Origin of the sequence: Nonomuraea harbinensis (genome assembly GCF_019396385.1) — a bacterium.
Taxonomy (GTDB): Bacteria; Actinomycetota; Actinomycetes; order Streptosporangiales; family Streptosporangiaceae; genus Nonomuraea; species Nonomuraea ferruginea.
This window is the reverse complement of sequence record NZ_JAHKRN010000078.1, coordinates 23,501-29,500: the sequence shown is the minus strand read 5'-3', so window position 1 is coordinate 29,500 and position 6,000 is coordinate 23,501. Positions and strand designations below refer to the sequence as shown.

Sequence of the window (6,000 nt, the reverse complement as noted above, 5' to 3'; positions counted from 1 at the left end):
GGCGACCCTACCCGCCGGCACTACCGACCAAGGTGTGGATCAACCAGCCACCCGTGGCCGCCGAGATTGACACCTCACCACAAAGTGCGCAAGTAGCCTGATGTCTCACTGGGTTTGACAGGTTCCGTGAAGGTGCCCGCCGACCGCTCGGCTCCCTTGAGGTCTTTGTAGTAGGCGGTGTAGTGCCACTTGCCCGATCTCAAGCGCTTCCGCGAGAACCCCATTCAGCCCACCTAAAGATCGTTTGGACCGTCGTTGGACCGTGGACAGTGCGTCATTTCCCGGACCAAAGCGACATCGTCCGATCGTCTATATGCCTATTTTACTGGGCTTTTTGGTGCTAGGGCGTTCATTTTCAAGGGCTATTGAACGTCAGGCACTCCGTTCACACCGAAGAGGTCACTGGTTCGATCCCAGTATCGCCCACCACATCGCAGCAGGTCAGAGGCCGGATTCCCAGAGCGGGGTCCGGCTTTTTTGATCATCTGACCCTGATCTGACCCCGGGATGATCCGTCACCGCCTCCCTCGCGCCGCCATGCAACGGCAGGCAGCGGTCTCGTTCGGTAACCCCGTCTGGTGGCTGATGTTCAACAGACGTGCCTTCGACCAAGTTTGCTGTCGCTGGGAGCGCCTGATGATGATCTACGGCGTAAAGGCAGAGGCTCAGGGAAGTTCACTGATCATCACAGGGCAGTCATAATCCGTGCCCGCATCCCGACCGTCCGGCACCACGACGCCTCGATCCGGTGGACGAAGAGGGGGAGGACCATGAGCAGCAACCAGTCCGGATACGCGGTCATCGACGTGGAGACCACGGGCCTGCGCCCGTCATGGCACGACCGGATCGTCGAGGTCGGCGTCGTGCTGCTCGACCCGCGCGGACTCGTCACCGGCGAATGGAGCACCCTGGTCAACCACGGACGCGACCTGGGACCGCAACGCATCCACGGCATCACCGCCGCCGACGTCCGTCACGCGCCGACCTTCAAGGAGATCGCCGGGAGTCTCGCCGGTCTGCTGCGGGGGTGGGTGCCCGTGGCGCACCATCTCCGCTTCGATCTCGGGTTCCTGGAGCACGAGTTCGCCCGGGCCGGCGCCGCGATCCCCGCTCTGGCCGCCGTCGGCGTCTGCACGATGACCGAGGCCGCTCGCTTCCTGCCGGTCGCTCCCCGCACGTTGGCCGGGCTGTTGCGCCGTCGCCGACATCCCGCTGGACGGCCATCACGACGCGCTCGTCGACGCCCGGGCCGCCGCCGAGCTGCTGCGCCACTACCTCCGGCTCGCGCACCTGGACTCGCCCTGGGCTCACGTCCTCCACTCCGCCTCCGCGCTGATGTGGCCGGCCATCCCGCCTACCGGCACCCACCCGGTGCGCCGGGGCATGTCCGCCGAGCGCGACACCCACTTCCTGGCCCGACTGCCTCGCGCCGCCGACACCATCCGCGCCGCCACCTACTTCGCCTTGCTCGACCGGGTGCTGCTCGACCATCACATCTCGGCCGCCGAAGCTGACGAGCTGATCGCCTCGGCCGCCCAACTGAACCTCAGCCGCGCCGATGCGGTCCGCCTGCACCATGACTACCTGACCGCCCTCGCCCACGCGGCCAAGGCCGACGGCATCGTCACCTCGGCCGAGCGCCGCGAACTCGACCTCGTCGCGACCCTGCTCGCCCTTCCGCCTGCCGCAGTGCGCGCTCGCCCCCGAGCGTGACGACCAGCTCGCGAGCGGCCAAGGTGTCCGGATGCCCCCGCTGCGCTACCCCTCGGATCTGACCGACGCCCAATGGGATCTCATCGCGCCTCTGCTTCCCGAGCCCAGCAGCGGCGGGCGGCCGGAGAAGCACCCGCGCCGGGAGATCGTCAACGCCATCCTTTACGTGGTCCGGTCCGGCTGCCCGTGGCGGTACCTGCCCACCGACCTGCCTCCCTGGCAGACCGTGTACTGGTACTTCCAGCAGTGGGAGCAGGCCGGCGTGACCGAGGCCCTGCTGCGCGAGCTGCGCATCAAGGCCCGCCGCCAGGACGGCCGTGATGGCGAGCTGTCCGCGGGCATCATCGACTCCCAGAGCGTCAAGGGCGCCGACACTGTCGGGCGTGACAGCCGCGGCTATGACGCGAACAAGAAGGTCAACGGCCGTAAGCGGTTCATCATCACCGACACCACCGGCCTGCTGGTTACCGTCGCGGTGGTGGCGGCGAGCTGGCAGGACCGTGACGGCGCCAAGACCGCGCTGCTGTCGGCGTATCTGACCACCCCGATCCGGCATGTCTTCGCCGACCAGGGGTTCGCCGGCCGGTTGGTGGACTGGGTCCGCGACACCCTGCGCAGCACGTTGGAGATCGTCCGCAAGCCCGCCGATCAACGCGGCTTCAGCGTCATCGCACGGCGTTGGGTGGTGGAAAGGACGCTGGCCTGGCTGACCGCCTGCCGCCGCCTGGCCCGCGACTACGAACGGGACCCGAAGGTCTCCGAGGCCATCATCCGCTGGGCTGCCATCGCCGGTATGGCCCGCCGTCTCACCCGCAGAGGCCCCGCTCGGCGACAGGCCAGAATCGTCTGCGACTGACGAAGATCACCGATCTCAAACACTCACTGAGTCACGTCTGGGACAAACCGACACCTGAGACCTTTTCCGCGGCCTATGACCTGCGCTGTGGTGAGTACAAGGCGTGCCGTGGCCTCCGCCGCCGCGTGATGGAGTTCGGGCAGGACCGAGGCGTAGGTGTCGGAGGTCAGCACGATACTGGTGTGCCCGAGCTGCCCCAGGACCGTACGCAGGTCCACGTGCGCGGCCAACGCTGGGGAGTCAGCGCCGTGCCGCAGGTCGTGCAGCTGTACTGGCGGCAGCCCGCAGGCTGCCACCAGGTACCGGAACCGGTAGGTCAGGTAGTCCGGTCATATCGGCTGGCCGTCCTCACGGGTGAACACCCAACTGGCGGTGTCGCGCCCCTTCAGGTGCTGGCGTCGCCGGTGACGGCGTAGCAGGCGGATCGCCTCGGCGTCCAAGAGGATCGTGCGCTGGCTCGCCTCACTCTTGGGCGGGACGACTCGCATCTGGCCGTTGACGTGGATGAGCTGCTGGGACAACGGTGAGTTCACGGATCTCCAGGCTGATGTCCACCCACCGCAGCCCGCGGCGAGCGAAGCCGGCGCGGCACCGCTGACAGAGCCCGGGCGCCATCGGCGAGAAATCGTCAAGAGCCGCGGTGCGTGGTCTTGGCGGCGTAGTACCGCCGCGACTTCACCTGGTTTCCGCACATCGCCATGCTGCACCAGCGGCGGCTGCCGTTGCGGGTGGTGTCCAGGAACAGCCACCCGCACGAGGGGCACTCCCCCACCCGGTTGAGCGGACCTTCCAGCAGCAGCCGCCCGGCGGAGGCGGCGACGGGCCACAGCACGGCACGCGCCGATCGCTCCCCCGGCCAGCGCAGGACGTGCCCGTCACCCTCGCGGTGGAGGGAGGCCGAGCACAGCGCTTCCGCATACGTGTTCATGATCACGGAGACGTCATCAGGATCCGGATGCCGCCGCGCGGCGACGGCCGAGAACGTCCGGTACACGGACTCGCGCAGCTCGATCGCGTCGCCCAGCGCGACGCCGCCCCCGCCGGCGAAGTCCGGCGGAAGGACTCCGGCCGCCTGCGCCCAGGTGAGCAGGCCGTCCATCGTCGTCAGGCGATCGCCGTGACCTTCGGGCCGCCGGGCGACGGTGTTGGCGAAGTCGAGGCAGAGGCAGTTGCCGACCAGCTCCATTGCGCTCACGTCCACCAGTATCTCACCAGTGAAGCCGCCTTGACAGGTTGGGCAAGGATGACCAGAATTCTCACCATCAAAACCATCTAAACCGGTGAGGTAAGGCCGTGATGCACCCACGACCAGCACTGCTCGACGCCCCTTCCAACCTGGGGCTGCGGCCACCCGCGCCGGGAACCGTGCCCGGGTGTTACAAACTGCCCGGAGCCCTGCGCGACAACGGCCTGCGACACCGCCTGGCCGCCGAGGACGCCGGCTGCGTCACCCCGCCCCGCTACGACCGTGGCGCGTGGCAGAGCGGTGACGGGGTGTTCAACGCCGCCGCCATGGCCGCGTACACGGTGAGACTGGCCAACCGCATCGAGGCGCTGCTCAAGGAGGACCGCTTCCCGATCGTCCTCGGCGGAGACTGCAGCATCCTGCTGGGATCCACGCTGGCGCTCTCCCGGCGTGGCCGCTACGGCCTGGTGTTCGTCGACGGCCACGACGACTTCCGGCATGCCGGCAACTCCACCGGCATCGGAGCCGCCGCCGGCGAGGACCTGGCCCTGGCCACCGGACGAGGCCAGGCGGATTTGACCGACCTCGAGGGCCGCCGCCCGTACCTGCGCGATTCCGACGTGGTCGTGGCAGGCATCCGGGACGAGGAAACGGACCAGGACGAACTCGAAAACCTCGGCATCCCGGTGTGGAACGTCAGCCGCATCCGGCAGGAGGGCGCCGCAGCGGCCGCCGGCGCCGCGCTCGCCCACCTGGAACGGGCCGAGCTGGACGGCTTCTGGGTACACCTCGACGTCGACGTCCTCGACCCCGGCGTGATGCCGGCCGTCGACTCACCCGATCCCGGCGGGCTGCTTCACGACGAGCTCATCGCGCTGCTGTCCCCGCTGCTGGCGGCGCCGGCCTGCACCGGGTTCCAGGTGACCGTCTTCGACCCCGACCTCGACCCGGACGGCCGGCTCGCGCGGGAACTGACCGACACGCTCGTCGCCGCGCTGCGCGGCTGAGAACGAGGAGATCTTCCATGCTTCCCTGGTCCGCCGACCTCGCCGGCCGCCTCGACCACCACGTCATCGACAGCCACGCGCTGCGCGGCAACCCGCTGGGCGACCCCCACGAACGGCCGCTGTGGGTCTACGTGCCGCCGGGCTACGACGACGACGTCGCCAGGCGCTACCCCACCGTGTACGTCATTCAGGGCTACACCGGCCACATCGGCATGTGGGCCAACCGGACCGCGTTCCGCCGGCCCTTCCCGGAACTCGCCGACGAGGTCTTCGCGACCGACGACGTGCCCCCGGCGATCGTCGTCTACGTCGACGCCTGGACCGCCTACGGCGGCAGCCAGTTCCTGAACTCCCCCGGAACCGGGCAGTACCACACCTACCTCTGCGACGAGGTCGTGACCTGGGTCGACGCCCACTACCGGACGATTCCCACCCGCGACATGCGAGCCATCACCGGCAAGTCGAGCGGCGGGTACGGCTCCATGGTGACGGCCATGCTGCGCCCAGAGGTGTTCGGCGCGCTCGCCACACATGCCGGCGACGCACTTTTCGAGACCTGCTACCTGCCGGACTTCCCCAGCAAGGCCCGCACGCTGCGCGACCTGTACGGAAGGTCGTACGACGCCTTCCTCGCCGACTTCCGCAGCCGGACCCCCCTGACCAGGCCCGACGACGAACTCCTCATCGAGACCTACGGCTACGCCGCGGCGTACTCGGCCGACGACGACGGCACGGTCCGTCTGCCCTTCGACACCAACGGCGCTCTCGTACCCGAGGTCTGGGAGCGCTGGCTGGCCTGGGACCCGGTCCGCATGGCCCGGCAGAACCGCTACGCCGACGCGCTCCGGTCCATGCGGGCCATCTGGATCGACGCCGGCAACCGGGACGAATTCCACCTCGACCTCGGCGCGACCGCGTTCCATCAGGCCGTTCTGGACGCCGGAGCGCCCAAGGAACGAGTCCACTTCGAGCTGTTCGACGCCGGGCACGGCCTGATCGAGTATCGCTATCCGCTGGCGCTCGGCTGGCTGTGCCGGCAACTCGCCTCATGACCGCGTCGCGCGGCTGAGTCCACCCGTGGAGAGCGCCAATGTACGCGATATCGCTCGGCGATGATGGCGCTGATCGGCGGCCTTCGCCCCTGACCAGGGACGCCCTCCGCAGACCCGGGCTGCAGAGCGGCCCCGGCAAGGTATGGCGGCATGTGACAACGACCAACCCGCCCGCCGAGGGCACAC

At 68.7% G+C, this 6,000-nt stretch carries 6 protein-coding genes and 1 pseudogene; 5 read left to right on the top strand and 2 right to left on the bottom strand.

Going from position 1 to position 6,000, the window contains the following annotated elements; all coding sequences use genetic code 11:
• Window positions 1–770: 770 nt before the first annotated feature.
• The 3 genes and pseudogenes from KME79_RS47605 to KME79_RS41810 form a co-directional block, all read left to right on the top strand.
• Window positions 771–1,043, top strand: a pseudogene (locus KME79_RS47605) (exonuclease domain-containing protein); the annotation flags it as partial.
• Window positions 1,044–1,383: 340 nt separating this feature from the next.
• Complete coding sequence (locus tag KME79_RS41815; RefSeq protein WP_246641303.1) at window positions 1,384–1,713, top strand: hypothetical protein; 330 nt, start codon at window positions 1,384–1,386, stop codon at window positions 1,711–1,713.
• A 31-nt stretch (window positions 1,714–1,744) separates the two neighbouring features.
• Entirely contained in the window at window positions 1,745–2,569 is an 825-nt protein-coding gene (locus tag KME79_RS41810) for an IS5 family transposase (RefSeq protein ID WP_219551671.1), read from the top strand.
• Window positions 2,570–2,898: 329 nt separating this feature from the next.
• On the opposite strand, the gene KME79_RS41805 is transcribed toward KME79_RS41810, so the two are convergent.
• Complete coding sequence (locus tag KME79_RS41805; protein ID WP_219551669.1) at window positions 2,899–3,102, bottom strand: hypothetical protein; 204 nt, start codon at window positions 3,100–3,102, stop codon at window positions 2,899–2,901.
• Window positions 3,103–3,197: 95 nt separating this feature from the next.
• Window positions 3,198–3,755 (bottom strand): CGNR zinc finger domain-containing protein, encoded by a 558-nt coding sequence (locus KME79_RS41800; protein ID WP_246641312.1) that lies wholly within the window; start codon window positions 3,753–3,755, stop codon window positions 3,198–3,200.
• Window positions 3,756–3,865: 110 nt separating this feature from the next.
• On the opposite strand from KME79_RS41800, the gene KME79_RS41795 reads away from it, so the two are divergent.
• Both KME79_RS41795 and KME79_RS41790 read left to right on the top strand, forming a co-directional pair.
• Window positions 3,866–4,762, top strand: a complete 897-nt coding sequence (locus tag KME79_RS41795) for an arginase family protein (RefSeq protein WP_246641302.1) — start codon at window positions 3,866–3,868, stop codon at window positions 4,760–4,762.
• Window positions 4,763–4,779: 17 nt separating this feature from the next.
• Window positions 4,780–5,814, top strand: a complete 1,035-nt coding sequence (locus tag KME79_RS41790) for an alpha/beta hydrolase (RefSeq protein WP_219551665.1) — start codon at window positions 4,780–4,782, stop codon at window positions 5,812–5,814.
• Window positions 5,815–6,000 lie beyond the last annotated feature (186 nt).

Excerpts from the sequence above, each read along its gene's own strand:
- KME79_RS41815 (WP_246641303.1), top strand. The coding sequence starts at position 1,384 with ATGTCCGCCGAGCGCGACACCCACTTCCTGGCCCGACTGCCTCGCGCC.
- KME79_RS41810 (WP_219551671.1), top strand. The coding sequence starts at position 1,745 with ATGCCCCCGCTGCGCTACCCCTCGGATCTGACCGACGCCCAATGGGAT.
- KME79_RS41800 (WP_246641312.1), bottom strand. The coding sequence starts at position 3,755 with ATGGAGCTGGTCGGCAACTGCCTCTGCCTCGACTTCGCCAACACCGTC.
- KME79_RS41795 (WP_246641302.1), top strand. The coding sequence starts at position 3,866 with ATGCACCCACGACCAGCACTGCTCGACGCCCCTTCCAACCTGGGGCTG.
- KME79_RS41790 (WP_219551665.1), top strand. The coding sequence starts at position 4,780 with ATGCTTCCCTGGTCCGCCGACCTCGCCGGCCGCCTCGACCACCACGTC.